This window comes from Nonomuraea sp. NPDC049309 (assembly GCF_043196965.1).
GTDB lineage: Bacteria > Actinomycetota > Actinomycetes > Streptosporangiales > Streptosporangiaceae > Nonomuraea > Nonomuraea fastidiosa.
On record NZ_JBICSH010000001.1, the window covers coordinates 1,050,812 to 1,076,629 of the forward strand.

Here is a 25,818-nt window from a genome sequence, read left to right on the forward strand (position 1 = left end):
CCCTTGGCCCGGTACCTCCTCACCCGCCTGGGCCAGGCCCTGGTCATCGTGATCCTGGTGACGCTGATCACGTTCGTGATCCTGCACCTGCTGCCAGGAGGCGCGGCCAGGGCCATCCTGGGCAAGGAAGCGACGCTCGAGCAGATCGCGGCCTTCAACCACGAGATGGGGTACGACCGGCCGCTGTGGGAGCAGTACGCGATGTACCTGCGGCGGCTGGTCACCGGCGACCTCGGCTACTCCTTCCAGCTCAACCAGTCGGTGGCCGAGGCCATCGGGCAGCGGCTGCCCAAGACCATGCTGCTGTCGCTGGCCTCGACCCTGCTGGCGGTCGTGGTGGCCGTCCCGCTCGGCGTGGTGCAGGCCGTGCGGCGCAACCGCTGGCCCGACTACACCATCAACGGGCTGTCGCTGCTGGCCTACGCCACCCCGATCTTCTTCATGGGCCTCATGATGATCATCCTGTTCTCCCAGGTGTGGCCGCTGCTGCCGCCTGAGGCGCCGCAGGGCTTCACGCTGGCGGAGATGCTGGCCGAGCCCGAGGGGCTGGTGCTGCCGACGGTCACGCTGGCGATCCTCACCGTCGCGGTCTACTCCCGCTACGTGCGCTCGTCCATGGTCGACAACCTGAACGAGAACTACGTGCGCACCGCCCGCAGCAAGGGCCTTTCGGAGAGCCGCGTGATCGTCGGCCACACCCTGCGCAACGGCCTGTTCCCCGTCATCACGCTGCTCGGCATGTACCTGCCGGCGCTGTTCAGCGGCGCCCTGGTCGTCGAGCGGCTGTTCAACTATCCCGGCATGGGGCTGCTGTTCTGGCAGGCGGCGCTCAAGCGGGACTACCCGATCCTGCTCGGCGTGACGCTGCTGATCTCGGTGGCCACCGTGGTGGGCGCGCTGATCGCCGACCTGCTCTACGCCGCGGTCGACCCGCGCGTCCGGCTCAAGGCAGGCCGCTCATGACCGCGATCCCCCACGAGGACGAGGCGCCCGTCCGCGGCATGTGGCGCCAGGGCCTTGAGGTCTTCTGCGAGAACCGGCTCGCCCTGGTGGGCGTGGGCCTGTTCGTGGTACTGGCCGCCTTCAGCTTCCTGGGGCCGCTGTTCTACCAGACCGACCAGGTGCACACCGACCTGACCAAGGTGTTCCTCACCCCGGGCACCGAGGGGCATCCGCTCGGCACCGACGGCGTCGGCTACGACCAGCTCGGCCGGCTCATGCTGGGCGGGCAGACCTCCATCGTGGTCGGCCTGGCGGCGGGCCTGCTCGCCACGGTCGTCGGCACCGTCTGGGGCGCCGTCGCCGGTTTCGCCGGCGGCTGGGTGGACGCGGTCATGATGCGCGTGGTCGACGCGTTCATGTCGATCCCGGCGCTGTTCCTGTTCATGCTCATGGCCTCGATCGTCACGCCGACCGTGCCGATGCTCATCGTCATCATCGGCGCCTTCGCCTGGCTCGGCCCGGCGCGGCTGGTGCGCGGCGAGGCGCTGACGCTGCGCACCCGCGAGTACGTCATGGCGATGCGCGGCATGGGCGGCACCGGCGGGCGCGCGGTGCGCCGGCACATCATCCCCAACGCCATCGGCACCGTGATCGTCAACGCCACCTTCCAGGTGGCCGACGCCATCCTGTACGTGGCCTACCTGTCCTTCCTCGGCCTGGGCGTGCCGCCACCCGCGGCGAACTGGGGCGGCATGCTGTCGGACGGGCTGTCGGACACCTTCAGCGGCCACTGGTGGCTGCTGTACCCGCCGGGCATCGCCATCATCCTCATCGTCCTCGCCTTCAACTTCATCGGCGACGGCCTGAGGGACGTCTTCGAGGTCCGCCTCCGGCGGCGTTGACAGGAGTTTTCCGTACCATGGGGCACCCCACCAGCGGGCCGCTGCTGCGGCTGCGCGACCTCAGCACCGACATCGCGCTGCGGCGCGGCACCGTGCACGCGCTCGACCGCGTCAACCTCGAGGTCGGCCAGGGCGAGACGCTCGGCATCGTGGGCGAGTCGGGCAGCGGCAAGACCATGACCGTGCTGTCGATCATGGGGCTGCTGCCCGCCGGCGGCTCGGTCGTCGGCGGCGAGATCCTCTTCGACGGCCGCGACCTGCGCACGATGCAGCCGGCCGAGCTGCGCCGGGTGCGCGGCGTGGAGATGGGCATGGTCTTCCAGGACCCGCTCACCTCGCTCAACCCCACCATGCGCATCGGCGCGCAGGTGGCCGAGCCGCTGCGCGTGCACCAGAAGGTCGGCAAGGCCGAGGCGCGCGAGCGGGCGATCGAGATCCTGCGCCGGGTCGGCATGCCGCGCCCTGACAAGATCGTCGACGACTATCCGCACCAGCTCTCCGGCGGCATGCGCCAGCGCGTGGTCATCGCCATGGCGCTGATCCGCTCCCCGCGCCTGCTCATCGCCGACGAGCCCACCACGGCCCTGGACGTCACCACCCAGCGCCAGATCCTGGAGCTCATCGACGACCTGCGCGAGGAGTTCAAGATGGCGGTCATCCTGGTCACCCACGACCTCGGGGTGATCGCCGGCCGCGCCGACCGGGTCGCCGTCATGTACGCCGGCCGCGTGGTGGAGACCGCCACCACCGCCGAGCTGTTCCGCGCGCCCAAGCACCGCTACACCGAGGCGCTGATGCGGGCGCTGCCGGAGGCGGCCGCCGACGGCGACGGCCGTCTCTACAGCATCCCCGGCCTGCCGCCCGACCTGTCGCGCCCGCTGACCGGCTGCCGCTTCGCGCCGCGCTGCCGCTTCGCCACCGACGAGTGCCGCACCACCGACGTCGAGCTGGTCCCGGCCGGTGACGGGCACGCCTTCGCCTGCCTGCACCCGGTCACCGAGCCGGTCGTGCTCGCCCCGCCCACCGGGCGCGAGCGGCCCGCCGCATCCGCCGCCGAGCCGATCCTCAACGTGCGCGACCTGGTCAAGGAGTACGAGGCGGGCGGCGCGGGGCTGCGCAGGGCCAAGGGCGGGGTCAGCGCCGTGGCCGGGGTGTCGTTCGAGGTCGCGCCCGGTGAGACGCTGGGCATCGTGGGCGAGTCCGGCTGCGGCAAGTCCACCGTCGGCCGCCTCGTCGCCGGGCTCGAACCGGCCACCAGCGGCCGGATCGTGGTGGACGGCACCGACATCGCCACGCTCGACCGGCGCGCCCGCCACCGCATGCACCGCCAGGTGCAGCTGATGTTCCAGGACAGCTACGCGGCGATGAACCCGCGCATGCGCATCGACGCGATCCTCACCGAGCCGCTGGAGATCCAGGGCGTGGGCGACGCCGCCTCACGGCGCGCCCGGGTGAGCGAGCTGCTCGACCAGGTCGGGCTGCCCCGGCGGGCGCTGGAGCGCTACCCGCACGAGTTCTCCGGCGGCCAGTTGCAGCGCATCGGGCTGGCCAGGTCGCTCGCGCTCAACCCGCGGCTCATCGTGGCCGACGAGCCGGTCAGCGCGCTGGACGTCTCGGTGCAGGCGCAGGTGCTCAACCTCATGCGTGACCTGCAGGACGAGCTGGGCCTGTCGTACGTGTTCATCAGCCACGACCTGTCGGTGGTCGACTACATGGCCGACAGGATCGGCGTGATGTACCTCGGCAAGATGGTGGAGATCGGGCCCGCGCACCAGGTCGTGCGCGCGCCGCGCCACCCGTACACGCAGGCGCTGCTCGACGCCGTGCCGTCGCCCGACCCCGATCACGTGCCGAGCCCCGACACCACGATCAAGGGCGAGCTGCCGAGCGCGCTCAACCCGCCGACCGGCTGCCGCTTCCGCACCCGCTGCCCGCTGGCGCAGGACATCTGCGCGACCGAGCCGCCGCTGCGGGGCGGCAGGCACCAGGTCGCCTGTCACTTCCCGCTGCGTGAGGAGCCGGGCCAGGCCGAAGCGGCCGCTCCCCTGCGGCCATGACGGGGTGACCGGTGCGGGCCGCGCCTTCGCGGGCGCGGCCCGATCAGGCCGAGCCGACCCGGTCCCCCCGCGCAGCCGGATCAGGCCGAGCCGACCCGGTCCCCCCGCGCAGCCGGATCAGGCCGTGCTTCTACGGGCCCGCCCCCGCGGGGACAGGCCGGGGCGGGAGGCGAGGCGCTCGCCGTCCAGGTACCGCTCGCCCGCAGGGGTGAGGCGGGACCGGCGGAGGATGAACCGGGACCGGTGATGCGGTCGGCGTGCGCGGCGCGCGGCAGGGCCGCGGTGTGGCGGGGAGTCCGTGGGCTCGTCCATGCCAAGTCCCTCCCAACCATTGGGGGCGGGTCAGCATATCTCTCGCGGAAATGCGCAGCACCCACAATGCGTGCATTCGCCACGTTGTGTGTATGGTGCACATCGCTTTCAAGATCGACATGACGTGAACGCGATCGGGGGGAAACCGCGTGGAAGAAGAGCCCAGCCGACCCGCCGCCCGGGACGGCCGCCACGGCATCGTCACCGTGATGGCCGTCGCCGGCATCGTCGCCGCACTCTCCCAGACCCTCGTCGTCCCCCTCATCGGCCGCCTGCCGGACATGCTGCACGCCGGCGCGTCCGACACCTCCTGGGTGGTCACCGTGACCCTGCTGGCCGGCGCCGTCACCACCCCGGTCATGGGACGCCTCGGCGACCTGTACGGCAAGCGCCGCATGATGCTCGTCTGCGCCGTCCCGCTGATCCTCGGCTGCGTCACCTGCGCGCTGGCCGGCTCGCTCGCCCCCATGATCGCCGGGCGTGGCCTGCAGGGCATGGGCATGGGCCTGATCCCGCTCGGCATCAGCGCCCTGCGCGAGATCCTGCCGCCCGACCGGCTCGGCTCGGCCATCGCGCTCATGAGCTCGTCCCTGGGCATCGGCGGCGCGCTCGGCCTGCCGCTGGCCGCCGCGGTCGCCGAGTACGCGAGCTGGCGCGTGCTCTTCTGGGTCACGGCCGCGCTCGGGCTGCTGGTGGCCGCGCTCATCCGGCTGCTGGTGCCGTACACGCCGGCCTCGGCGCGCGGGCGGGTGGACGTCGCGGGCGCGCTCGGCCTCGGCGCCGGGCTGGTCTGCCTGCTGCTCGGCGTCTCCAAGGGCGCCGACTGGGGCTGGGACAGCGCCCCCACGCTCGGCCTGCTGGCCGCCGCCGCGCTGCTGCTGCCGCTGTGGGGCTGGTGGGAGCTGCGCACCCGCGACCCGCTGGTGGACCTGCGCGTCACCGCCCGCCCGCAGGTGCTGGTGACGAACGTCGCCTCCATCGTGGTCGGCTTCGCCATGTACGCCCAGTCGCTGATCATCGTCCAGATCCTGCAGCTGCCCGCCGAAACCGGCTACGGCCTGGGCCAGTCGATGCTGGCCGCCGGCCTGTGGATGGCGCCCTCCGGACTCATGATGATGATCGTCTCCCCGATCGGCGCCCGCCTGTCGGCCGCCCGCGGCCCCAAGATCACGCTCATCACCGGCAGCCTCGTCATGGCGCTCGGCTACGGCCTGTCGGTGGCGCTGCTCGGCTCCACCTGGGGGCTGCTCGTCATCAGCTGCGTGTGCAGCATCGGCGTCGGCTTCGCCTACGGCTCGATGCCCGCCCTCATCATGGGCGCGGTGCCGCGCTCCGAGACCGGCGCGGCCAACAGCTTCAACACGCTGATGCGCTCCATCGGCACCACCGTCTCCGCCGCCGTGGTCGGGGTCGTGCTCTCGCACCTCACCATCGACTTCGGCGGGCATCGGCTGCCGTCGGAGGACGGCTTCCACACCGGCATGCTCATCGGCTGCGGCGCGGCCCTGGCCGCCGCGCTCATCACGATGGCGCTGCCGGGGCGCGGCGGACCGCCCCGCCGCGTGATCATCGCCACCGACCCCGCGCCCGCCACCGAGTAGCGCCGACGCGGAGCCGGGCGCGCCCCGCACCCATGAGCCCGGCTCACCCGGGCCCGATCACTCCGGCAGGGTGAAGACGAAGCGGTGCTCGCCGGTCGCCACCCTGGCCGACAGCCGCACCCGGTGCACGGTCTCCGGCTCGCCGTCGTGGCCGCGTACCTCCAGCTCGTCGGCCTCGGCGTGCCACCCGTCAGGCACCTGGAGCGTGACCGGGCCCCACGCGACGCCGCCCGCGCCGAGCTCCGGGCGGCGGCGCGAGACGAACAGCTCGGCCACCAGCGCGTCCGGCGTGCTGAAACAGAAGGCGTCGGTCAGCTCCAGCCCGCCGGGCCGCCACCGGAAGGTGCGGGTCAGCCGCTTCAGGCAGGGCACCTCATAGGCGGCGGTGAGGTCCAGCGCGAACGTCACCGCGTCACCGGTGGCGGCGTGCTCGATCACCTCGGCGCGCCGCTCCCGTCCCGGCACCTGCCCCTGCCCTTCGACCAGCGGCACCGAGTGCCACTCCGCCGACGCCTGCGGCACCAGGTAGCGGCCCTCGCGGAAGTAGTCGCGGGTGTACTCGGGCGCGCCCAGGTCGTCCAGCAGCGTCTCGCCGCGCACGTGCAGCACGAACGTGCCGACGTCAAGGTGATTGTGCGGCTCGTCGTTGTGCCCGCCCTTGGCCGCGAACGCCGACGCGCCCGCCCTGGCCACCACGATCCCCGCGTCCGGCAGGTACGAGTGCGGCTCCGGCGCGGCGGGCGGCTCCTCCCGCGTCCACCACAGCGTGCGCGACAGGTGCGCCCACCGGTAGCAGGCGTCGTCGTGGAACGACGGCTCGCCCTGCCGCACCGGCAGCGGCACGCCGAGCCGCTCCGACAGCCGCGACAGCAGCCCCGCCGGGTACGCGCCGCGCGCCTGCGCGTCGGCGAACGCCGGCCTGGTGCCGTCGCCGAGGTCCACCCGGGCCGGGTAGGCGGCCATCTCCCGTACGTGGGGGTCGTCGAGCAGGTCCTCGCCGGTGTGCTCGCGCAGCGCCTCGGCGAAGTAGACGAAATAGCCGAACCCGTACGCCCAGTAGTCGGGGCCCTCCAGACAGGCGCCGTCGGCCCCCGTGCCCGACAGGAAGGCCTGCATCGCGCCCTTCAGCCGCGACACCACGTGACCGGCGTCCAGCGCGAGCGCCGCCGCGCCGGCCGCGCCCGCGCACACCGCCGACCAGTTGTGGTGCGCCGACTCCCACCACATCGTGCGCTCGGCGAGCGGCGCGAAGACCCGCCGCTCCACCTCCTCGCGCACCCGGTCGCGCACCCGCGCGTCCACGTGCCCGCCGAGCAGGCGCACGCCTTCGGCCAGCGTCTGCGCGGTCTCGGCGGCGAACAGGTCCACGAACGCGTTGGGGTCGCCGCCCTCCGGCTCGTGCGCGGGCAGCACCCACGAGCGCTCGTCGCACACCGACCACAGCAGGTCGTCGAGCGCCGGGTCGGGGCGGTCGTCGAGGTGGGCGGCGAGCAGCAGCGCGGCGAGCCGGCGGCGCCGCTCGAAGTAGGCCCCCTCGTACGCCAGCCGGTCGCCGGTGTCGGCGAAGCGGCGCCACAGCGAGAAGGTCAGCTCGGGAGCCGGGGTGGCGCGCGCCCGCTCGGCCTCCTCGTGGATCTCGCGGACCAGACGGGTCAACGTGTCGGCAGGCATGCGGTCCATGCGCTCCTTCCAGCAGGGCGTCCCGCGATTCTCCCAGAACCCCGCACACCGCCCATCGCCGGGCACCTCCGTACGACCGGCGAGAAATCTCCTCGCGGCCGGCCTACCGCCCCGGCTAGATTCGGCAGCGTGTCGCAACCTGTCGAGGTCGCGTGCGACGAGTCCGGCGCGGAAGGCGAGAAGCTCGTCGGCGGCAACAGCAGCGTCTTCGCGCACGCCAGCGTGCTCATGGACCGGGAGACCGCCACCGCCTGCGTCGCCGAGCTGCGCCGGCGGGCGCCCACCCCGGCCACCGAATACCGCGCGGGTCACGTCCTGCGCGAGAAGCACCGCGCCGCGCTGCTCTGGCTGCTCGGCCCGAGCGGCCCGGTGCTCGGCCACGTGCGCGTCTTCCTCACCGACAAGACCTTCTACATCGCCGGCAAGGTCGCCGGCCTGCTGCTGGAGGACCACACCCCGCGCATCGGCCTCGACCCGCGCGCCAGGCAGGCCGCCCTCACCCTCTACCGCGAGGGCCCCGGCGCCTTCGGCCCCGGCCTGTGGGCCGCCTTCCTCGACTCCTTCAACTACCTGCTGCGCGCCAAGAACGGCCACGGCATCACGATCTCGGTCGCCGAAGCGTACCTGCTGGTCGACGAGATGCGCGCGGCCCGCGGTCCGGCGGGCGAGGTCATGCAGGCGCTGTGGCGGGCCCGCGACCGGGTCGAGGAGTTCAGGGAACGCCTGCTCGCCGACCCCTACGTCTTCCCCGCGCTCGACCCGCTCATCCCGGCCATCGTGCAGGCCGTCACCGCCTGGGGCGACGGCCGCGGCCCCGTCGTCGTCGTGCACGACCTGCAGACCACGCTGACCGACGAGCGGATCGACCAGATGCGGCGCATCCTCGGCGGCCGCATGGCGGGGCTGCGCCTCATCAGCTCGGGGCTGGACGAGCGGCTGCAGGTCGCCGACGTGCTGGCGGGCATCGCCCGCAGGGCCGCGGCCCAGGAGCTCGCCGGTCGCCCCGACCGCGAGGTGGCCGAGCTGCTGCGCCCCTACGTCGACCCGGCCTCCATCTGGGCCGGCGAGCGCGGCCCGTTCTGCTGATCTCGCGCGAGCGCCCAGGTCAACGCGCGGTCAACTACCCCACCCCCACACGATCGCCACCAAACGTGACGTTAGAGTGACGTAGTGTGAACGAGACTAAGCATGTGGAAATATCGTGGCCCAGCCTCGGCATCACCGTGGCCGCCGAACTCGACCAGCGCAACCCCTCGCTCGCCCAGGCCCTGTGGGACGCGCTGCCCTACCGCAGCCTCCAAGGACACGCCCTGGTCGCCGGGTACCACCTGTACCACGTCGCCCCGGTCCACGCCCTGCTGCACACCGCCGCCGAGTACAAGGTGGACCGCCGCACCGTGCCCGACGGCACCCTCTTCTGCTCCCGCCTGCAGCACCTCGGCATCAAGTACGGCGAGCTCACCGAGCCCATGACCGCCACCCCGATCGGCCAGGTCGTCGAAGAGGACCTCGACGCCCTCGTCCATGCCGGCCGCGAGGTGTGGAAGTCCGTCTACACCACCAAGGAACCCGTCATCGCCGAGGTCCGCCGCGCCGGCGAGAGCGGCGGCCACGTGCTGCCCCGCCTGCCCGTCGGCGACCCCGAGCTCAACCAGCTCGCCAAGGAGGTGCACGCCGAGACCGAGCGCATCTGGCTCGAACCGCCGCAGGAGCTGCTCGACCTGCACCAAGGCCGCATCCCGTCCGGCGCGGGCAGCTACGAGACCGTCCTGACGACCCTGCTGTTCGTCAACGGCGAGACCCGCCCGCTCGGCTACAGCTGCTACGGCGGCCTCGTCCGCGCCGCGCTCGACGGCATGCCCATGCCGTGGCTGCGCCAGATGACCCGCCAGCTCGCCCACACGCCCGCCGAGTTCCTCGGCTACTGCGGCCTGGACCGCCTGTGGGACTTCACCCAGCGCCTGCTGGACGGCCTCGAACGCCTCGACAGCCACGAGGACTACGTCGCGATCATGGCCCACATGGCCCTGTACTGCAACTGCCTCGGCGGCTGGAACCTGCACCTGTTCCCGTGGGAGGCCGGCGACCACCTGCGCAGACTGCAGGTGACGGCATGAGCGCCGGATCGCGGGCGGTGGTGATCGGCGGCGGCGTCATCGGCCTGTCGGCCGCCTACCACCTCGCCGAGGCCGGCGTCGAGGTCACCCTGCTGGAGCGCGGCGCGCTCGGCTCCGGCGCCTCCCGCGCCACCGCCGACGTCGTGCGCTCCTACTTCGCCGGCAACCCGGTCAGCTCCGCGCTCGCCGTCCGCAGCCTCGCCGCCTACCACGCCTTCCCCGAGCGGCCCGGCATCGAGCTGCCGCTGCGCCGGGTCGGCTACCTGGTGCTGTTCACCGAACCCGAGCAGGTCGCCGCCTTCGAAGCCGACCTGCCCGCCCAGCAGGCCGCCGGCGTGAACGTCGGCCTCATCGGCGCCGACGAGGCCAGGCAGCGCAACCCGCTCATCGGGGACATCCCGCTGCGGGCCGCCGCCTACTCGCCCGACGCCTTCATCTCCGACACCACGGCCATCGTCAGCGCCTACGCCGTGGCCGCGGAGAAGGCGGGCGCCACACTGCGCACCGGCTGCCCGGTCACCGCCATCGACATCGAGGCGGGCCGCGTCCAGACCGCTGAAGGCGAGATCTCCGCCGACGCCGTCGTCTGCGCCGCCGGCGCCTGGTCGGCCTCGCTCGTCCGCTGCGCCGGCGTGGACCTGCCGCTCACCGAGCCCATCGAGCAGGAGCTGCTCACCACCGACCCGCTCCCGCCCGGCACGCCCGACATCCCGGTCACCCTGCACGCCGCCAGCGGCCTGCTCGTCCGCGTACGCGACGGCCGGCTGCTCATCGGCATGGGCTACCCGGGACCCGACCGCGAGTCCTGGCGCCGCGACGTCGCCGCCCGGCTCGCCGAGACGTACCCGAGCCTGGCCGGGCTCGCCCTGCACACCGCCGTCACCGGGCTGCGCGACGCCAGCCCCGACAAGACCGCCTTCATCGGCCACCAGCCGGGACCTCCGGCCTTCCTGTACGCCACCGGCTTCTCCGGCCACGGCCTGTGCAACGCGCCCGCCGCCGGCGAGCTGGTCCGCGACCTCTACCTCGGCCGCGACCCCGGCATGGACGTCACCGCGCTCGCGGTGAGCCCACGACGAACGGGATGACCCATGACCGACGACCGTTTCATCCTCGACCCGGCCACCCGCGACATCCACGGCGACAACGAGCGCCTGCGCGCCGCGGGACCGCTCGTGCCCGTCACCGCCGAAGACGTACCGGTCTGGGCCGCCACCCGGTACGCCACCGTCATGACCGTCCTCACGCACCCGGACATGTCCCGCGAGCTGCGCCACTGGTCCGGTCGTGACGCGCTGAAGCCCGGCACCGCCATCGACCGCATCGTCACCGACACCTCGATGCTCAACGCCGAAGGCGAGCGCCACCGCCGCCTGCGCATGCCGCTCACCGCCGCGTTCTCGCAGCGCCGGCTGAACGCCCTGCGCCCGCGCATCGAGGAGCTCACCGGCCGGCTCATCGACCACCTCGCCGAGCAGCCGCCCGACGAGCCGGTCGACCTGAGGGCCGAGTTCGCCTACCCGCTGCCGCGCGAGGTCATCTCCGAGCTGATCGGCATCCCGCCCGAGCACCAGGACGAGCTGCACCGGCTCACCGACGCCGTCGCCCAGGTCGGCGACCTGGAGGACTCGCCCGGCCTGCGCAAGGAGCTGCGCGAACTGCTCGACCAGATCATCGACGAGCGCCGGGAGACGCCGGGAGAGGACCTCATCACCGACCTGTTCCGGCTGCACGAGAAGGACGGCGGGCGGCTGTCGGAGGACGAGCTGTTCGCCACCATCGAGCTGCTGTTCATCGCGGGGCACGTCACCACCGTCAATCTCATCACCAACGCCATCGGCGCCCTGCTCAGCCGGCCGGACCAGGCCGGGCTGCTGCGGTCGGGGCAGTGCCCGTACAGCGCCGCCGTCGAGGAGACACTGCGCTGGGACTCGCCCATCGCGTACTTCCCGATGCGCTACGCCGTCCAAGACGTCGAGATCGACGGCGTGCGGCTGCGCGCGGGCGAGCCCGTGCTGGCCTGCTTCGCCTCCACCGGACGCGACCCCGACCAGTTCGGGCCCGACGCCGACACCTTCGACATCACCCGGCCGCCGGCCCAGCACCTCGCCTTCGGGCACGGGCCGCACTTCTGCCTCGGCGCACCGCTGGCCAGGCTCGAAGGCGAGATCGCGCTGCGCGCGCTGTTCTCCGCCTTCCCCGGCATGCGGCTCGCCAGGCCCGTCGAAGAGCTGCCGCCGCTGGACACGCTGCTCGGCAACAGCACCCGCGCCATGCCGGTCCTGCTCGGCCCGCGCGCGGCCTGACCCGGCACCATCCGTCACCACCCGGCACCATCCGTCAAGGGCCGCCTCGCGCGGCCCGCCCCCGGGTACGCACGCCGCCCCCGCGCGTTCTACGCTCCATGAACGATGATTGGAGCCAACGCCGTGCCACGACCCGACCTGCCACCGGCCACCGCACCCATGCGCCTGGCCACCACCATCCGCCCCTACGACTGGGGCTCGGTCACCGCCCTGCCGCGCCTGTTCGGCACGGAGCCGACCGGCGAACCGCAGGCCGAACTCTGGATGGGCGCGCACCCCGGTGCCCCCTCGACCGTCGGCGACGTCCCCCTCAACGAGCTGATCGCCCACGATCCCGACGCCACGCTCGGCGGCCCGGTCGCCGCCCGCTTCGGCGGCGAGCTGCCCTACCTGCTCAAGGTCCTGGCCATCGAGCGGCCGCTCTCCCTCCAGGTCCACCCCACCACCGAGCAGGCGCAGGCGGGCTTCGCCGCCGAGAACGCGCGCGGCATCCCGCTCGACGACCGCACCCGCACGTACAAGGACGCCTCGCACAAGCCCGAGATGGTGTGCGCGCTCACCCCCTTCCACGGCCTGTGCGGCTTCCGCGACCCCGCCGCGACGGCCGCGCTGCTCGACCGGCTCGGCGTGGCAGGGCTGCGCCCCTGGATCGACGCGCTCACCACCGGCGAGCCGGGCCAGGCGCTGCGCGAGGTGTTCGCGGCCATGCTGGACGACGCCGCGGCACCACTGCGCGCCGAGGTCGAACGCGCCCTGCTGGACGTCTCCCCCGGCGACGATGACGAGCTGGCCCCCTACGCCGGGATCGCCCGCGCCTACCCCGGCGACCCGGGCATCGCGGCCGCGCTCCTGCTCAACCACGTCGACCTCGCCCCCGGCCAGGCCCTCTACCTCGGTGCCGGCGTCCCCCACGCCTACCTCGGCGGCATCGGCGTGGAGATCATGGCCAACTCCGACAACGTGCTGCGCTGCGGGCTGACCTCCAAGCACGTGGACGTGCCCGAGCTGATGCGCGTCGTCGACTTCGCGCCGACGGCCCCGCACCTGGTCGAGCCGGTGCAGGACGCGCCCGGAGCATACGCCTACCGGCCGCCCGCCGCCGAGTTCGCGCTCACCCGCCACGAGCCGGCCGGCGAGCCCGGCCAGGAGCTGCCCGGCGGGGTGCCGCAGATCGTGTTGTGCGTGGACGGCGAGACGCGGCTCGGCGACGACCTGGTGCTGCGGCCCGGCGAGTCGGCGTTCGTGCCGGCCGCCGTCCCCTCGGTGACGCTGTCGGGCAAGGGGACGGCGTACCGCGCCGAGCCCGGCGCCTTTACAAAGTAGATCGCAGGCGGCGGAGCGTCAGCACGTTGTCCCTGCGCGTGCCGTGCTCGCCGCCGGGGCCGGGCTGGGGGCGGTCGAACTCCTCCTCGGTGAGGATCTCCCACTCGTCCTCGGCCGGCTCCAGCGCCTCGTACACCTCGCGCGTCGTCGGGAAGTGCACCTCAGGGTGCGGGTGCTCCTCCCAGCTCGGCCAGCCGGCGTGCCCGGCCACCAGCAGCACCCCGCCCGGGGCGACGGCCGCGGCGGCGGCGCGCAGGATCTTCTCGCGCGGCAGGTCCTGCGGCGAGTGCAGGTAGCAGGCGGTGACCAGGTCGTACGTCCCTTCGGGAAAGGACTGGCCGAGGTCGTGCCGCTGCCAGTCGATCCGGTCCGATACCCCGGCCCGCTCGGCGAGCTCGGCCGCCCGGCGCAACGCGACCCCGGACACGTCGGCCGCGGTGACCCGCCAGCCGCGCCCGGCCAGCCACACCGCGTCGCCGCCCTCGCCGCTGCCCAGGTCGAGCGCCCGGCCCGGCGGCAGGTCGCCCACCTCGCGGACGAGCACCGCGTTCGGCTCGCCGCTCCAGATGCGCTCCTTCTCCACATAGCGGGCGTCCCACAGCTCCTCGGCGGTGAGCGCCGCCTCCGTGACGCCCTGGGCGGCCCTGCGGGCGGCGACGAGGGCGCGCGTCTCCTCCTCGATGAGCTCGGCGTTGATCGCGGCCCCGGCCTTGACGCCCGCCGCCGCCGACCCGATGACCTGCTCGGCCGGGCCGGTGACGTTCCCCGCCGCCCACACGCCCGGCACCGCGGTCTTCCCCATGGCATCGACCGGCACGTACGTCCCGACGACGTGGCCGCTCATCTCCATCTCGGCCGTCTCCAGCCCGAGCCGGGCCAGAGCTCCGACGTTCGCGGTCACCTTGGAGGCCACGGTCAGCGCCCGGCGGTGGTACTCGCGGCCGTCGGCCATCCTGACGCCGGCGAGCCGCCCATCCTCGATGATCAGCCCGGCCACCTCGCCCTCGACCATGGTGACGCCGCGCGCGTCGAGCCGCTCGCGCTCCTCGGCGTCCGGCTCGGGCATGGTGTGCGTGAAGAGCGTCACGTCGGCGCTCCACTGCCGCCACAGCAGCGCCTGGTGCACGGCGAGCGGGCTCGTGCCGAGCACGCCGATGGCCTGGTCGCGCACCTCCCAGCCGTGGCAGTACGGGCAGTGCAGCACGTCCTTGCCCCACCGTCCGGCCAGGCCGGGCACCGGCGGCAGCTCGTCGGCCGCGCCGGTGGCGACCAGCAGCCTGGCCGCCTCCACCGCGCTGCCGTCGTCGAGCGCGAGGCGGAAACGGCCGTCCGCGAGCCGCTCGGCATCCGTCACGGTGCCGGTCGCGAACCGCCCGCCGTACCGGGCCACCTCCTCGCGGCCCGCCGCCAGCAGCTCGCGCGGCGGCGTGCCCTCGCGCCCGAGATAGACGTGCACGCCCTCGGCAGGGGCGTTGCGCGGCCGCCCCGAGTCGATCACCAGCACGGCGCGGCGGGCCCGGCTCAGCGCGAGCGCCCCGCCCAGCCCGGCGGCCCCGCCGCCGATCACCACCACGTCGTATGTCGTCGCGTTCATCGCGCGTCCTTTCCCTTCGGTCCGATGCCCGCAACTGTGCGGCCCCGGGCGGCGGGTTGGCAAAGTTCTTTGCCGAAATGGCAAGCTGGGGCGCATGGAACTCGACAAGGTGCTCCAGTCGGTGGGCCCCCGGCTGCGGGCGCTGCGCCAGGAGCGCGGCTTCACCCTGGCCCAGCTCTCCAAGAGCACCGGCATCTCGGTCAGCACGCTGTCGCGGCTGGAGTCCGGCGGCCGCAAACCCACGCTCGAGCTGCTGCTGCTCCTCGCCAGGGCCTACCAGGTGCAGCTCGACGAGCTCATCGACGCGCCGGTGACCGGCGATCCGCGCGTGCACCTGCGGCCGTTCACGCGCCACGGCCAGACCTACATCCCGCTCAGCCGCCGGGCGGGCGGGCTGCAGGCGTACAAGCAGATCATCCCGCCCCACTACCCGGGCTACGAGCCCGAGCAGCAGGTGCACGAGGGCTACGAGTGGCTGTACGTGCTGGCCGGGCGGCTGCGGCTGCTGCTCGGGCCGCACGACACGACGCTGCTGCCCGGGGAGGCGGCGGAGTTCGACACGCGGACGCCGCACGCGTTCACCAACCCCGGCGACGAGCCGTGCGAGATGCTCGCGCTGTTCGGGCCGCAGGGCGAGCGCATGCACGTACGCGCGCGTCCCGCCCGCCGCCAGGACTGATACCCCCTTTCCACCCCGTTCCGGGCGCATGCGAGGCGAGGCGGCGCGGAGTCCCGGCGCAGGGACGGGGGAAGGATCTAAAGTCCGTGCTTGGGGGGTGCTCGATGAAGCGGGTGATCGACGGGGTGACGCGGCTCGTACGGCGCTACCGGCTGGACGGCAACCCGCTGCGCCGGCGCACCGACCGGTGGGAGAGCGCGGGCCTGGCGGTGGCGGTGCTGCTGCTCCTGCTCGCCCTGTGGCCGGCGACGGCGGCGGCCCGCCAGGCGTACGCGGGCGCGCAGGCCGAGGGCGCCGACCGCCGGCAGGTGCGGGCGACGCTGCTGGCCGACGCTCCGGTGACCGCCCTGTCGTTCGGCGACGTGGGCGGCGGCGGGATGGTGGCCGCCGGCTGGACCGCGCCGTCCGGCCGCCGGCACACCGGCAAGGTGTCCGTGCTCTCCCCCGCCAAGGCCGGCGCGCAGCTCGTCATCTGGATCGACGGCTCCGGCCGGCCCGCACCGCCGCCGCCCAGCGAGGCCGAGCTGCGCATCACGGCGGCGGCGACCGCCGTGATGATCCTCGGCGTGGCCGCCTGCCTCGTGCTGTGCGCGTTCGCGGCCTTCCGCCACGCCCTCGACCGCGTCCGGCTGCGCGACTGGGCCGTCGCCTGGTCGCTCGCCGACGACCACTGGCGCCACCGGCCCTTCTGACCCGTGACGATGGCTGAAGCGGAGCCACGTGCTGCGACGTTCCGCCCGGGGCGCCGGGCCGGCTGCGACGGCGGCGCGGCGGTGGCCCCGAGCGGTCAGTTCAGCGCCGAGTGGCGGCGGCTGTAGGTGAAGTAGATGATCAGGCCGATGACGAACCAGACGGCGAAGCGGAGCCAGGTGAGCGGGTCCAGGAACGTGATCAGCCAGATCGAGAAGAGCACCCCGACGGCGGGCACGACGGGCATGCCGGGCGTGCGGAAGGTGCGCGGCAGATCGGGCTGCCGGTAGCGCAGCACGATCACCGCCGCGCACACCACCACGAACGCCAGCAGGATCCCGATGTTGGTCAGCTCGGCCGCCTCCCTGATGGGCAGGAACCCGGCGATCACCGCGGAGGCGGCGCCGACGATCCAGGTGACGCGGGTGGGCACCCGCCGCACCGGGTGCAGCTTGGCGAACCACGAGGGCAGCAGCCCGTCGCGGCTCATCGAGAACCAGACGCGGGTGACGCCGAGCATGAACGTGAACATGACGGTGAGGATGCCGACGATCGCGCCCACCGCGATGAGCGAGGCGAGCCCGGACAGCCCGACCGAGGCGAACGCCGAGGAGAAGCCGCTCTCGGGGTCGATCTCCCGGTAGTTCTGCATGCCGGTGAGCACCAGGGTGGCCAGCACGTACAGCACCATCGCGATGATCAGGGAGTAAATGATCGCCTTGGGCATGTGGCGCTGGGCGTCGCGCGACTCCTCGGCGGCGGTGCTCATGGCGTCGTAGCCGAAGACCGCGAAGAACACCGTGGCCGCACCGGTGATCGCGCCGCCGATGCCGAACGGGAAGAACGGCGTGTAGTTGGCGGTGTTGATGTGGAAGAACCCGACGACGATGACGAGCAGCACGACCGCGACCTTGATCCCCACCACGAACGTCTCGAACCTGGCGGCGGCGCGGATGCCGAGGTTCAGCAGGAACGCGATGAGCAGGCACAGCAGCGCCGCGAACAGGTCGACGACATGCCCCTCTCCGGTGCCGGGCGCGCCGAGCATCCAGGGCGGCAGCGAGATGCCGAGGTTCTGGACGAGGAAGCCGAAGTAGCCGGAGATGCCGATGCCGACGACCGCGACGATGGCGGTGTACTCCAGCAGCAGGTCCCACCCGATGAACCAGCCGACGATCTCGCCGAGCACCGCGTAGCCGTAGGTGTAGGCGGAGCCGGCCTTCGGGATGAGCCCGGCGAACTCGGCGTACGAGAGCGCGGCGGCGGCGCTGGCCACGCCCGCGATGAGGAACGAGACCAGCACGGCGGGCCCCGCCGTCTCGTGGGCGACGGCGCCGGCCAGGGCGAAGATGCCGGCCCCGATGATGCCGCCGACGCCGATGGCGGTGAGCTGCCACAGACCGAGCGTCCTGGCCAGCTCCCCCTCGTGCTCGTGGGCGATCTGCTCGACCGGCTTACGCCGGAACACGCTTTTGGAATCGACCATGACACCCCCAAGGCCGTGTCGGCTCCGTGCAGGCGACTTTCCCCTCTGGCGGCGGCCTAACCTGCGGCGCGCCGCCTGAGCACGTTCTTCTGGATCTTTCCTGTCGAGGTCTTGGGCAGATCGCCGAAGTGGACGGCCTTCGGCGCCTTGTAGTGGGCGAGGCGGGCGCGTACGTGCTCGATCAGCTCGGCCTCCAGCAGCGCGGCCGCGCCGGCGCTCGCACCTGGCGCGAGCGCGACGAAGGCGACGGGCACCTCGCCCCAGTGCTCGTCGGGGCGGCCGACGACGGCCGCCTCCTGCACGGCGGGGTGCGTGGTCAGGACGTTCTCCACCTCGACGGAGGCGATGTTCTCGCCGCCGGAGATGATGACGTCCTTGGCGCGGTCGACGAGCTGCACGTACCCGTCGGAGTGGACCACGCCCAGGTCGCCGGTGCGGAACCAGCCGTCCGGCGCGGCCTTCTCCGTGGCGGCCGGGTCGCGGTGGTAGCCGAGCATGACGTCGTTGCCGCGAATCGCGATCTCGCCCACGGTGACCCCGTCGGCGGGCACGTCCGTGCCGTCTGCCGCCACCACGCGCAGGGACTGGGCGATGACGTTGCCGACACCCTGGCGGGCGGCGAACGCGGCGTACTCGTCGGCGTCCAGCCCCTGCCACTCGGGCTGCGGCTGGCAGATCACGGCGGGCCCGTACGTCTCGGTGAGCCCGTACAGGTGGATGACGTCGATCCCGGCCTTGAGCGCGCGCCGCAGCAGGACGGGGCTGGGCGGCGCGCCGCCCACGCACGCCAGCGGGCGCGGGTCGAGCTCCTCGTCGGGGGCGTCGGGGTGGGCGAGCAGCGAGGTGAGCACGGTCGGCGCGCCGCACAGGTGGGTGATGCGGTGGGCGCGCACCAGCCGCCACGCCTCGCCCGGATGGACCTTGGGCAGGCACACGTGCCGCGCCCCGGCCAGCGTGACCGCCCAGGGGAAGCACCAGCCGTGGCAGTGGAACATCGGCAGCGTCCACAGGTAGGCGCTCGCCGCCTCCAGCCTGGTGTGCAGGGCCATGGCCAGGGCCTGGAGGTAGGCGCCGCGATGGTGGTAGACGACGCTTTTGGGGCGTCCCGTGGTGCCGCTGGTGTAGTTGATCGACAGCGGGGACCGCTCGTCGGTGACGGGCACGTAGAGCGGCGGTGAGTCCGCGACCAGGCTCTCGTACGCGGTGCCGGAGACCAGGCGGGGCGCCGCCGTGCTCTGCTCCGCCGCCGCCGCGGCGAGGCCGGCCAGCTCGTCGTCGTGCAGCACCAGCGACACCTCGGCGTGGTCGAGGATGTAGGCGAGCTCGCCGGCGGACAGGCGGATGTTCAGCGGCACCATGACGGCGCCCGCGGCGGGGACGCCGAACGTGGACTCCAGCAGCAGGTGGCCGTTGAGCGCCAGCACCGCCACCCGGTCGCCCGGACGGATGCCGGCCTCGGCCAGCCCGCCCGCCAGCCGCTGCACGCGCTGCCACATCTCGGTGTAGGTCAGCTCCAGCTCGCCGTCCACGACGGCCGGGCGGTGGCCGAAGACGGCGGCGGAGCGCTGCAGGAAGCTCGTGGGGGTCAGGGGCTCGTACGACAGAACGGACATCCGGCCCTCCTGCGCCGTGGTTCCGGGGACGCACGTTGATCGTCGCACGGCCGCCCGCGAAAGGAGTAGGCCGGAGCGGGCGCGTCCGCGCGCGGGTCGCTAACATCCGTGCCCGGACGACGACGAGGAAAGGCGCACCCGTGAGCGAGCACCCCCTGTGGCCGGCGGGCGGCGAGGCCGCCATCACCGCGTTCCCCGTACGCGCCGAGCGGCCGGCGCCGGCCGTCGTGGTCTTCCCCGGCGGCGGCTACCACCATCTGGCCGATCACGAGGGCGCGCCGGTGGCGCGGTGGCTGAACGGGCTCGGCGTGGCCGCGTACGTGCTGCGCTACCGCCTCGCCCCGCACCGCCACCCGCTGCCGTTGCTCGACGCCGCCCGGGCGGTGCGGTGGGTGCGCCACCACGCGGACGCGCACGGCGTGGACCCGGCGCGGGTGGGCGTGCTCGGCTTCTCGGCGGGCGGCCACCTGGCGGGGCTGCTGGCCACCGAGCCCGGCCCGGCGCTGCCCGAGGGCCCGCACGACGAGATCGACCGGGCCGACCCGCGGCCGGGCCTGGCCGTGCTCTGCTACCCGGTGGCGGAGCTCGACGGCCACCGCGGCTCCGCCGACAACCTGCTCGGCCCGGACGCGCCCGCGTCGCTGCGCACCGAACTGTCGCTGACCTCCCGGGTGTCGGCCGGTACGCCGCCCACGTTCCTGTGGCACACCGCCGACGACGCGTCGGTGCCGGTGTCCGGCACCTACGCCCTGGCCGCCGAGCTGGCCCGGCACGGCGTCACCCACGAGGTGCACGTCTATCCGGACGGCGAGCACGGCATCGGCCTGGCCGGCGAGCACCCGGTGGCGGCCGACTGGACCGTTCGCTGCGCCGCGTTCCTGCGCGGCCAGGGGTGGTAGAACCGTCATCGGGGTGCCCGTGAACGGGCTCCTCCAAAGGTGGCGGGCCCGTCACATCGATCTTTCCCGGTCGCCAGCATTCCTGTCCACGCGGAGACTCCTACGCTGCGTATCAACATCACTACTTTGGGTGGCGTCCGCCTGCCGACCAGCCCGGAGGAAAGATGCCATCGGAGCCGACGGAGACGCGGCTGAGCCTCGACACGAGGGCCGCCCGCACCCTGGCCACCGCCACCAAGACCGTCCCGCAGATGCAGGCCATCAGCTCGCGCTGGCTGCTGCGCATGCTGCCCTGGGTGGACGTGCGCGGCGGTACGTACCGGGTGAACCGCCGGCTGTCCCACCGCATCGGGCGCGGCCGGGTGGCGGTGACCCGCAACGGCGCCGACGACGTGCGGATCGTGCCGGAGACGCTGACGGAGATCCCGGCGCTGCGCGGGTTCGGCGACACGGGCGTGCTGGCGGAGATCGCCTCGGCGTTCACCGTCCGCGAGGTGCAGCCGGGTGAGATCGTCGCCGAGGCGGGCCGCCCGGTGACGCAGACGTGCGTGATCGCCCACGGCCGGCTGGAACGCCTGGGCACCGGTCCGTACGGCGCCCGGCAGTTCCTCGGCGTCATCGCCGGCGGCGACCAGTTCGGCGACGAGGCGCTGACCGAGGACGAGCCGCGCTGGCCGTGCACCTACCGCGCGGCGACGGCCTGCACGGTGCTGGTGGCCCCGCGCTGGGAGCTGCGGCGCATCGCCGACCGCTCCCCCGCGCTCCGCGACCACCTGGCCCGCTACCTGGAGACCGTGCGCAGGCCGGCCAACCGCAGGGGCGAGGCGGCGGTGGAGATCGCCGCGGGTCACAGCGGCGAGCCGGCCATCGCGGGCACGTTCGTCGACTACGACCTGCAGCCCCGCGAGTACGAACTGAGCGTCGCCCAGACCATCCTGCGTGTGCACACCCGGGTGGCCGACCTGTACAACCACCCGATGAGCCAGCTCGAGCAGCAGCTCCGCCTCACCATCCACGAGCTGCGCGAGCGCGAGGAGTGGGAGCTGCTCAACAACCGCGAGTTCGGGCTGCTCCACAACACCGACTACGACCAGCGCATCTACACCTGGTCGGGCCCGCCGACGCCGGACGACCTCGACGAGCTGATCAGCATGCGCCGCAAGACGCGGCTGCTGCTCGCCCACCCGAAGGCGATCGCGGCGTTCTTCCGCGAGTGCAACAAGCGGGGGCTGGTGGTGGGCAGCACCGACGTGAACGGCCACGAGGTGCCGGCCTGGCGGGGCATCCCCATCTTCCCCTGCGCCAAGATCCCCATCTCGGCGTCGCGTACCACGTCGATCCTGGCCCTGCGGACGGGCGAGGAGGACCAGGGTGTGGTGGGCCTCTACCAGACGGGCATCCCCGAGGAGTACGAGCCCGGGCTGAACGTGCGGTTCATGGGGATCGACGAGCGGGCCATCATCTCGTACCTGGTCAGCGCGTACTTCTCGGTGGCGATCCTGGTGCCGGACGCGGTGGGGATCCTGGAGGACGTCGACATCGCCGCGCCCCGCTCGTGACCGGCCGCGCTGCCCGGAGAGCCCGGTGACCGCGACCCGGTGACCGGCCTGGCCCCAGGAGATCTCGTGCCCGGCCGGCCCCCAGCCCCAGCTCCAGCTCGACCTCGACCCCCGGAAGAGGCGTGACATGCCGGAAACATCCCCCCATGACGCTGCGGTGGCGCGGCTGCTGGCCGGGCCCGCCGGGCTGGGCGCGTCCTCGTCGAGCCCCCGGGCCGCGCTGCCGCCGCACCGGCGCGCGTACGAGGAGGGCGACGGCCACGAGCCCGCCGGCCCGCCGCTCCCCGGCTCGCGCGGGTACGACCTGACGCCGCTGCCCTACCGGGAGCGCGACTGGGGCGACGGGACGCACCCGCCGCTGTACTGCCCCGAGACCGTGCGCGTGGACGACGCGCTCGGCGCGGAGGTGGACCGGCGGCTGGTGGCGTGGGCCGGGCGCATCGGCCTGCACGAGGGGCGGATGGAGGCGTTCGCCGCCACCGGGTTCGGCCGGCTGGCCATGCTCGCGCACCCCGACACCGACGACCCCGACCACCTGCTGGTGGCCGCCCAGATGAACGCCGCCTGGTGGGCCGCCGACGACTACTACGGCGACGAGACCGACCTCGGCGCCACCCCGACCGAGCTGCCGCCCCGTCTTGCGCTGGTGACGTCCGCGATGGACCCGCCGCCCGACGCGGGCCGCTACACCGAGCGGCTGGAGGCGGCGATCGCCGCCGACCCGGTGCTGGTGGCGCTGCGCTCGGCGCTCGGCCACGTCGCCCGCCACGCCACCGACGCCCAGATCATGCGGGTACGCAACATCACGAGCCAGATGTACGTCAGCTGGGCCGCCTACGCCGCCTGGCGCTACCTGGAGACCCCGCCGCCCGTCTGGCGCTACCTCGCCGCCCGCCAGCACGACAGCTTCTACACCTCGATGCCCCTCATCGACCTGGTCGGCGGCTACCGGCTGCCCGCCGAGCTGTTCGGCGAGCCGCGCTTCCACACCGCCCTCATGCAGGCGGGCACCGCGAGCGTGCTCGTCAACGACCTGCACTCGGCGGCCAAGGAGGCGGCCGACGAGCTGCCCGACTCCAACGTGATCCTGCTCATGGCCGCCGAGGACGGCTGCTCGGCCCGCGAGGCCACCGAGCGCACCGTTCACCTGCACAACCACTTCGTCCGCGGCTTCGAGCAGAGCCGGCAGGCGCTGTCGGCGATCCCCTCCCCCGAGCTCAAGCGGTTCCTGCGGGGCGCGCAGGCGTGGATGGCCGGATGCCTCGAATGGCACGGCGGTTCCAGCCGCTACCGGTCCTGACCGCACGTTCACGACCGGCTCGGAAGAGCCGCCGTCCCGATCCCATCGCTGACAAGGAGCCCGCCCATGACCCTGACGCCGCCCGCCGCCCCCGTGCTGACCAGCCGCTACCAGCAGTCGGTCGCCGACTACTGGAACGCCGAGGAGAACCCGGCCAACCTGCGCCTCGGCGAGGTGGACGGCCTCTACCACCACCACTACGGGATCGGCGAGGTGGACTGGTCGGTGCTGGAAGGCCCGGCCTCGACCAGGGAGAGCCGGGTGGTGCAACATGCTCGACACGGGCTTTCCCACCGGCGCCTTCCACGCCGCCTGGAACAACGAGAGCACCATGTACGTCGAACTGTCGCTGCTGTTCGCCGAGCACGCCAGGCTGCTGGCGCGCGGCGGCCGGTACGTCTGCATCACCGGCTGCTACAACGACGCCTACGGCCTGCCCTCGCGGGCCATCAGCCGGATCAACGCCCACTACATCTGCGATATCCATCCCCGCAGCACCTACTTCAAGGAGATGGCGGCCAACCGGCTCGTCCCGGTCAGCGTCATCGACCTCACCGCGGCCACCATCCCGTACTGGGAGCTGCGGGCCAGGACCCACCTGGCCACGGGGATCGAGGACGCGTTCCTGGAGGCGTACAAGAGCGGGAGCTTCCAGTACCTGCTGATCGCCGCGGACCGCGTGTGATCGCGGCGTCCGCTCACTTCGCCGATCACTGCGGGGGGTGATCACCGAGGCCGATCACGGCGCCTGATCACGGCGCCTCACCATCGGTGCTGATCACGGGGGCGTCGCACGTGCTGCGCGCCGCGCGCCACCGGCGCGCAGCACGTGCGACCAGCACGGCGACAGGGCCGCGAACGTGCGGGCGGCGGTGCTCCCCTGGCTCCGCTGAACGGCGGCGGGTCCAGGACGGACACGGCCACCGCGAAACCGGCCGCGCACGGGCGAGCCGGTCGCGCACGCCAGCGTGGCCCGGCCGCCTGGACGCGCTCCACCTCCACGCGCGGCCTCGCCGCCCTACAGCGCGGCCTTGAGGAACGTCTCGATCGTCTCGACGAAACGGGACGGGTCGTCGCGCCAGGGGAAGTGGCCGGCGGCGGGAAGGACGGCCTGCTCGGCGCCCGGCAGGAGCGCGGCGAGCCGGGCGGCGGCGACGGGCGGCGTGTTGATGTCGGCCTCGCCGGCCACGACGAGCGCGGGCGTGCCGAGCGCGGCCATCGCCTTCCTGATGGCGGGAGGGTCGTACGCGGAGCCGAAGACGGCGGCGGCCTCGTCGTTGCGTGCGGCGGCCTGGGATGCCTGGTAGCGCCGGGTCTCGTCGTCCCAGCGGCCGTGGAAGAAGGGGTCGATGGCGTCCCAGCCGGCGCCGGTGCCGGCGACGATGGCCTCGAACGCCGCGCACGCCTGCGGAAACCACGGCTCGGCGGCGCGCAGGCGGGCCACGTCGAGGCGTTCCTGGCCGGTCACCTCGATGCCGGCGGCCAGCGGGCTGGGGGTGACGAGGACGAGGGCGGAGACGCGGGTGGGGTGGCGGGTGGCGTACATGAGGGCGAGGTTGGCGCCCGCCGAGTGGCCGAGCAGGGTCAGGCGGTCGAGCCCGAGGTGGGCGCGCAGGGCTTCGACGTCGTCCACGAGCCGGTCGCACCGGTACGTCTCGGGGTCACCGGGCGCGGCCGAATCGCCCGTGCCGCGCGGGTCGAGCTTGACGAGCCGCCGGTGCGCGGTCAGGCCGCCGAGGTCTTCGAGGTAGCCGGAGTGCTGCATCGGCCCGCCCGGCAGGCAGATGAGCGGGCTGCCGGAGCCGGACTCGTGGCAGGCGAGGGTGGTGCCGTCGAAGGCGGAGAAAGCGGGCATGGCGGAGAGCCTGTCAGCGCCGCGCCGCCCAGGGCAATCCGTTATCGCCCCCGGGCGGTGGAAACCGGCACCGCGGCCGCGTCGCCGGGCGACCTGCCCGTACGGACGGCCGGCGCGCGGTCCGATCATGAGCTGATGCGGGCGTGAACAAGCTTTTACCGGGCGCTGGCACAGGCTGGGGCTCTATCGGCGGACATACGGGAAGGTTCGAGGTCGGACCGGCTCAAAACCACCGCACCGGGAGATGATCGTGCCACCCAAAGGCAGTAAAGCGTCCAAGAAAACGAGCAGCCAGCCGTGGCTGCACGTGGACGGCACCGAGATCCAGGAATTCGGCACAGTGCGGATGTGGCCGCTGGCCCTGTCCGAGGAGGCCCGCGCCTACTCCTGCGGGCGGCTGAACCAGATCCTGGCCGACACGCAGATCCTGTACGCCCTGTACAAGAAGCATCACTGGCTGATGCGCGGCCCCACCTTCTACCAGCTGCACCTGCTGCTCGACAAGCACGCCAAGGAGCAGCTGGAGCTGATCGACGAGATCGCGGAGCGGGTGCAGACGCTGGGCGGCATCGCGGTCGGCGACCCGCGGCACGTCGCCGAGATCACCGTGGTCCCGCGTCCGCCCAACGGCGCCGAGGAGGTGCCGGCGATGCTCTCGCGCCTGGTCGAGGCGCACGAGACGATCCTGCTGGCGGCGCGGGACGCGGCCGCGCGCGCCGCCGAGCTGGGTGACGACGGCACCAACGACCTGCTGGTCTCCGAGGTGATCAGGACCGGTGAGATGCAGGTGTGGTTCCTGGTCGAGCACCTGGTGGACACGCCGCTGGTCGAGACGCCGAGCGACGGGGAGACCCGGGTTCCGCGCAAGGCGACGAGCCGTTCGGGCAAGTAGGCGTGCGGACG

The 25,818-nt window shown here is 73.2% G+C and carries 21 protein-coding genes; 16 read left to right on the forward strand and 5 right to left on the reverse strand.

Annotated features, from left to right (window positions below):
- Window positions 1-3: 3 nt before the first annotated feature.
- The 4 genes from ACGFIM_RS04975 to ACGFIM_RS04990 all read left to right on the forward strand — a co-directional run bounded on the left by ACGFIM_RS04975 (window position 4) and on the right by ACGFIM_RS04990 (window position 5,814).
- Window positions 4-963 (forward strand): ABC transporter permease, encoded by a 960-nt coding sequence (locus ACGFIM_RS04975; RefSeq protein WP_393194753.1) that lies wholly within the window; start codon window positions 4-6, stop codon window positions 961-963.
- Window positions 960-1,844 carry an ABC transporter permease gene (locus ACGFIM_RS04980; RefSeq protein ID WP_393194756.1) on the forward strand — a complete coding sequence of 295 codons (885 nt, stop codon included), beginning with the start codon at window positions 960-962 and terminating at the stop codon, window positions 1,842-1,844. Before ACGFIM_RS04975 ends, ACGFIM_RS04980 begins: the two co-directional genes overlap by 4 nt.
- 17 nt (window positions 1,845-1,861) lie before the next feature.
- Window positions 1,862-3,901 (forward strand): dipeptide ABC transporter ATP-binding protein, encoded by a 2,040-nt coding sequence (locus tag ACGFIM_RS04985; RefSeq protein ID WP_393194759.1) that lies wholly within the window; start codon window positions 1,862-1,864, stop codon window positions 3,899-3,901.
- Window positions 3,902-4,362: 461 nt separating this feature from the next.
- On the forward strand, window positions 4,363-5,814 hold the full coding sequence (locus ACGFIM_RS04990) for an MFS transporter (protein ID WP_393194762.1): 1,452 nt from the start codon (window positions 4,363-4,365) through the stop codon (window positions 5,812-5,814).
- A 57-nt stretch (window positions 5,815-5,871) separates the two neighbouring features.
- Here ACGFIM_RS04990 and ACGFIM_RS04995 read toward each other — a convergent pair whose 3' ends face one another.
- On the reverse strand, window positions 5,872-7,494 hold the full coding sequence (locus ACGFIM_RS04995; protein WP_393194765.1) for a heparinase II/III family protein: 1,623 nt from the start codon (window positions 7,492-7,494) through the stop codon (window positions 5,872-5,874).
- Window positions 7,495-7,623: 129 nt separating this feature from the next.
- Between ACGFIM_RS04995 and ACGFIM_RS05000 the strand changes: the two genes are divergently transcribed.
- The 5 genes from ACGFIM_RS05000 (at window position 7,624) to manA (ending at window position 13,240) form a co-directional block, all read left to right on the forward strand.
- Window positions 7,624-8,580 (forward strand): hypothetical protein, encoded by a 957-nt coding sequence (locus tag ACGFIM_RS05000; protein ID WP_393194768.1) that lies wholly within the window; start codon window positions 7,624-7,626, stop codon window positions 8,578-8,580.
- Between the two features lie 86 nt (window positions 8,581-8,666).
- Window positions 8,667-9,611, forward strand: coding sequence for a hypothetical protein (locus ACGFIM_RS05005; RefSeq protein ID WP_393194771.1), 945 nt, complete (start codon window positions 8,667-8,669; stop codon window positions 9,609-9,611).
- Window positions 9,608-10,699: an NAD(P)/FAD-dependent oxidoreductase gene (locus tag ACGFIM_RS05010; RefSeq protein WP_393194774.1), complete on the forward strand. Its 1,092-nt coding sequence runs from the start codon at window positions 9,608-9,610 to the stop codon at window positions 10,697-10,699. The genes ACGFIM_RS05005 and ACGFIM_RS05010 overlap by 4 nt, the downstream gene beginning before the upstream one ends.
- Window positions 10,700-10,702: 3 nt before the next feature.
- Window positions 10,703-11,917 carry a cytochrome P450 gene (locus tag ACGFIM_RS05015; RefSeq protein ID WP_393194777.1) on the forward strand — a complete coding sequence of 405 codons (1,215 nt, stop codon included), beginning with the start codon at window positions 10,703-10,705 and terminating at the stop codon, window positions 11,915-11,917.
- A 123-nt stretch (window positions 11,918-12,040) separates the two neighbouring features.
- Window positions 12,041-13,240: a mannose-6-phosphate isomerase, class I gene (gene manA / locus ACGFIM_RS05020; protein ID WP_393194780.1), complete on the forward strand. Its 1,200-nt coding sequence runs from the start codon at window positions 12,041-12,043 to the stop codon at window positions 13,238-13,240.
- On the opposite strand, the gene ACGFIM_RS05025 is transcribed toward manA, so the two are convergent.
- Entirely contained in the window at window positions 13,230-14,834 is a 1,605-nt protein-coding gene (locus tag ACGFIM_RS05025; protein ID WP_393194783.1) for an FAD-dependent oxidoreductase, read from the reverse strand. The genes manA and ACGFIM_RS05025 overlap by 11 nt on opposite strands.
- 94 nt (window positions 14,835-14,928) lie before the next feature.
- Between ACGFIM_RS05025 and ACGFIM_RS05030 the strand changes: the two genes are divergently transcribed.
- Together ACGFIM_RS05030 and ACGFIM_RS05035 are read left to right on the forward strand one after the other, a co-directional pair.
- Entirely contained in the window at window positions 14,929-15,513 is a 585-nt protein-coding gene (locus ACGFIM_RS05030; RefSeq protein ID WP_393194786.1) for a helix-turn-helix domain-containing protein, read from the forward strand.
- 104 nt (window positions 15,514-15,617) lie between these two features.
- On the forward strand, window positions 15,618-16,205 hold the full coding sequence (locus tag ACGFIM_RS05035; protein ID WP_393194789.1) for a hypothetical protein: 588 nt from the start codon (window positions 15,618-15,620) through the stop codon (window positions 16,203-16,205).
- A 95-nt stretch (window positions 16,206-16,300) separates the two neighbouring features.
- On the opposite strand, the gene ACGFIM_RS05040 is transcribed toward ACGFIM_RS05035, so the two are convergent.
- Both ACGFIM_RS05040 and ACGFIM_RS05045 read right to left on the reverse strand, forming a co-directional pair.
- Complete coding sequence (locus ACGFIM_RS05040) at window positions 16,301-17,689, reverse strand: amino acid permease (RefSeq protein WP_393194792.1); 1,389 nt, start codon at window positions 17,687-17,689, stop codon at window positions 16,301-16,303.
- A gap of 56 nt (window positions 17,690-17,745) precedes the next feature.
- Window positions 17,746-19,302, reverse strand: a complete 1,557-nt coding sequence (locus tag ACGFIM_RS05045; protein WP_393194795.1) for an AMP-binding protein — start codon at window positions 19,300-19,302, stop codon at window positions 17,746-17,748.
- A gap of 140 nt (window positions 19,303-19,442) precedes the next feature.
- Between ACGFIM_RS05045 and ACGFIM_RS05050 the strand changes: the two genes are divergently transcribed.
- From ACGFIM_RS05050 to ACGFIM_RS05065, 4 genes are all read left to right on the forward strand, one after another.
- Window positions 19,443-20,201 (forward strand): alpha/beta hydrolase, encoded by a 759-nt coding sequence (locus ACGFIM_RS05050; protein WP_393194798.1) that lies wholly within the window; start codon window positions 19,443-19,445, stop codon window positions 20,199-20,201.
- 164 nt (window positions 20,202-20,365) lie between these two features.
- Window positions 20,366-21,760, forward strand: a complete 1,395-nt coding sequence (locus ACGFIM_RS05055) for a family 2B encapsulin nanocompartment shell protein (protein ID WP_393194801.1) — start codon at window positions 20,366-20,368, stop codon at window positions 21,758-21,760.
- Window positions 21,761-21,887: 127 nt separating this feature from the next.
- A complete protein-coding gene (locus tag ACGFIM_RS05060; RefSeq protein ID WP_393194804.1) occupies window positions 21,888-23,060 on the forward strand; it encodes a family 2 encapsulin nanocompartment cargo protein terpene cyclase in 1,173 nt (390 codons plus the stop codon).
- 271 nt (window positions 23,061-23,331) lie between these two features.
- On the forward strand, window positions 23,332-23,745 hold the full coding sequence (locus ACGFIM_RS05065) for a hypothetical protein (RefSeq protein WP_393194807.1): 414 nt from the start codon (window positions 23,332-23,334) through the stop codon (window positions 23,743-23,745).
- A 333-nt stretch (window positions 23,746-24,078) separates the two neighbouring features.
- Here the strand turns inward: ACGFIM_RS05065 and ACGFIM_RS05070 are convergent, their stop codons facing one another.
- Window positions 24,079-24,915, reverse strand: a complete 837-nt coding sequence (locus ACGFIM_RS05070) for an alpha/beta fold hydrolase (protein WP_393194810.1) — start codon at window positions 24,913-24,915, stop codon at window positions 24,079-24,081.
- Between the two features lie 250 nt (window positions 24,916-25,165).
- On the opposite strand from ACGFIM_RS05070, the gene ACGFIM_RS05075 reads away from it, so the two are divergent.
- Window positions 25,166-25,807 carry a Dps family protein gene (locus ACGFIM_RS05075; RefSeq protein ID WP_393194813.1) on the forward strand — a complete coding sequence of 214 codons (642 nt, stop codon included), beginning with the start codon at window positions 25,166-25,168 and terminating at the stop codon, window positions 25,805-25,807.
- Window positions 25,808-25,818 lie beyond the last annotated feature (11 nt).

What these genes read in the sequence shown, in the direction of transcription:
- ACGFIM_RS04995 (WP_393194765.1), bottom strand. Translation starts at nt 7,494, where the DNA reads ATGGACCGCATGCCTGCCGACACGTTGACCCGTCTGGTCCGCGAGATC.
- ACGFIM_RS05015 (WP_393194777.1), top strand. Translation starts at nt 10,703, where the DNA reads ATGACCGACGACCGTTTCATCCTCGACCCGGCCACCCGCGACATCCAC.
- ACGFIM_RS04985 (WP_393194759.1), top strand. Translation starts at nt 1,862, where the DNA reads ATGGGGCACCCCACCAGCGGGCCGCTGCTGCGGCTGCGCGACCTCAGC.
- ACGFIM_RS05035 (WP_393194789.1), top strand. Translation starts at nt 15,618, where the DNA reads ATGAAGCGGGTGATCGACGGGGTGACGCGGCTCGTACGGCGCTACCGG.
- ACGFIM_RS05065 (WP_393194807.1), top strand. Translation starts at nt 23,332, where the DNA reads ATGCTCGACACGGGCTTTCCCACCGGCGCCTTCCACGCCGCCTGGAAC.
- ACGFIM_RS05070 (WP_393194810.1), bottom strand. Translation starts at nt 24,915, where the DNA reads ATGCCCGCTTTCTCCGCCTTCGACGGCACCACCCTCGCCTGCCACGAG.
- ACGFIM_RS05055 (WP_393194801.1), top strand. Translation starts at nt 20,366, where the DNA reads ATGCCATCGGAGCCGACGGAGACGCGGCTGAGCCTCGACACGAGGGCC.
- ACGFIM_RS04980 (WP_393194756.1), top strand. Translation starts at nt 960, where the DNA reads ATGACCGCGATCCCCCACGAGGACGAGGCGCCCGTCCGCGGCATGTGG.
- ACGFIM_RS05045 (WP_393194795.1), bottom strand. Translation starts at nt 19,302, where the DNA reads ATGTCCGTTCTGTCGTACGAGCCCCTGACCCCCACGAGCTTCCTGCAG.
- ACGFIM_RS05030 (WP_393194786.1), top strand. Translation starts at nt 14,929, where the DNA reads ATGGAACTCGACAAGGTGCTCCAGTCGGTGGGCCCCCGGCTGCGGGCG.
- ACGFIM_RS05060 (WP_393194804.1), top strand. Translation starts at nt 21,888, where the DNA reads ATGCCGGAAACATCCCCCCATGACGCTGCGGTGGCGCGGCTGCTGGCC.
- ACGFIM_RS05010 (WP_393194774.1), top strand. Translation starts at nt 9,608, where the DNA reads ATGAGCGCCGGATCGCGGGCGGTGGTGATCGGCGGCGGCGTCATCGGC.
- ACGFIM_RS05025 (WP_393194783.1), bottom strand. Translation starts at nt 14,834, where the DNA reads ATGAACGCGACGACATACGACGTGGTGGTGATCGGCGGCGGGGCCGCC.
- ACGFIM_RS05040 (WP_393194792.1), bottom strand. Translation starts at nt 17,689, where the DNA reads ATGGTCGATTCCAAAAGCGTGTTCCGGCGTAAGCCGGTCGAGCAGATC.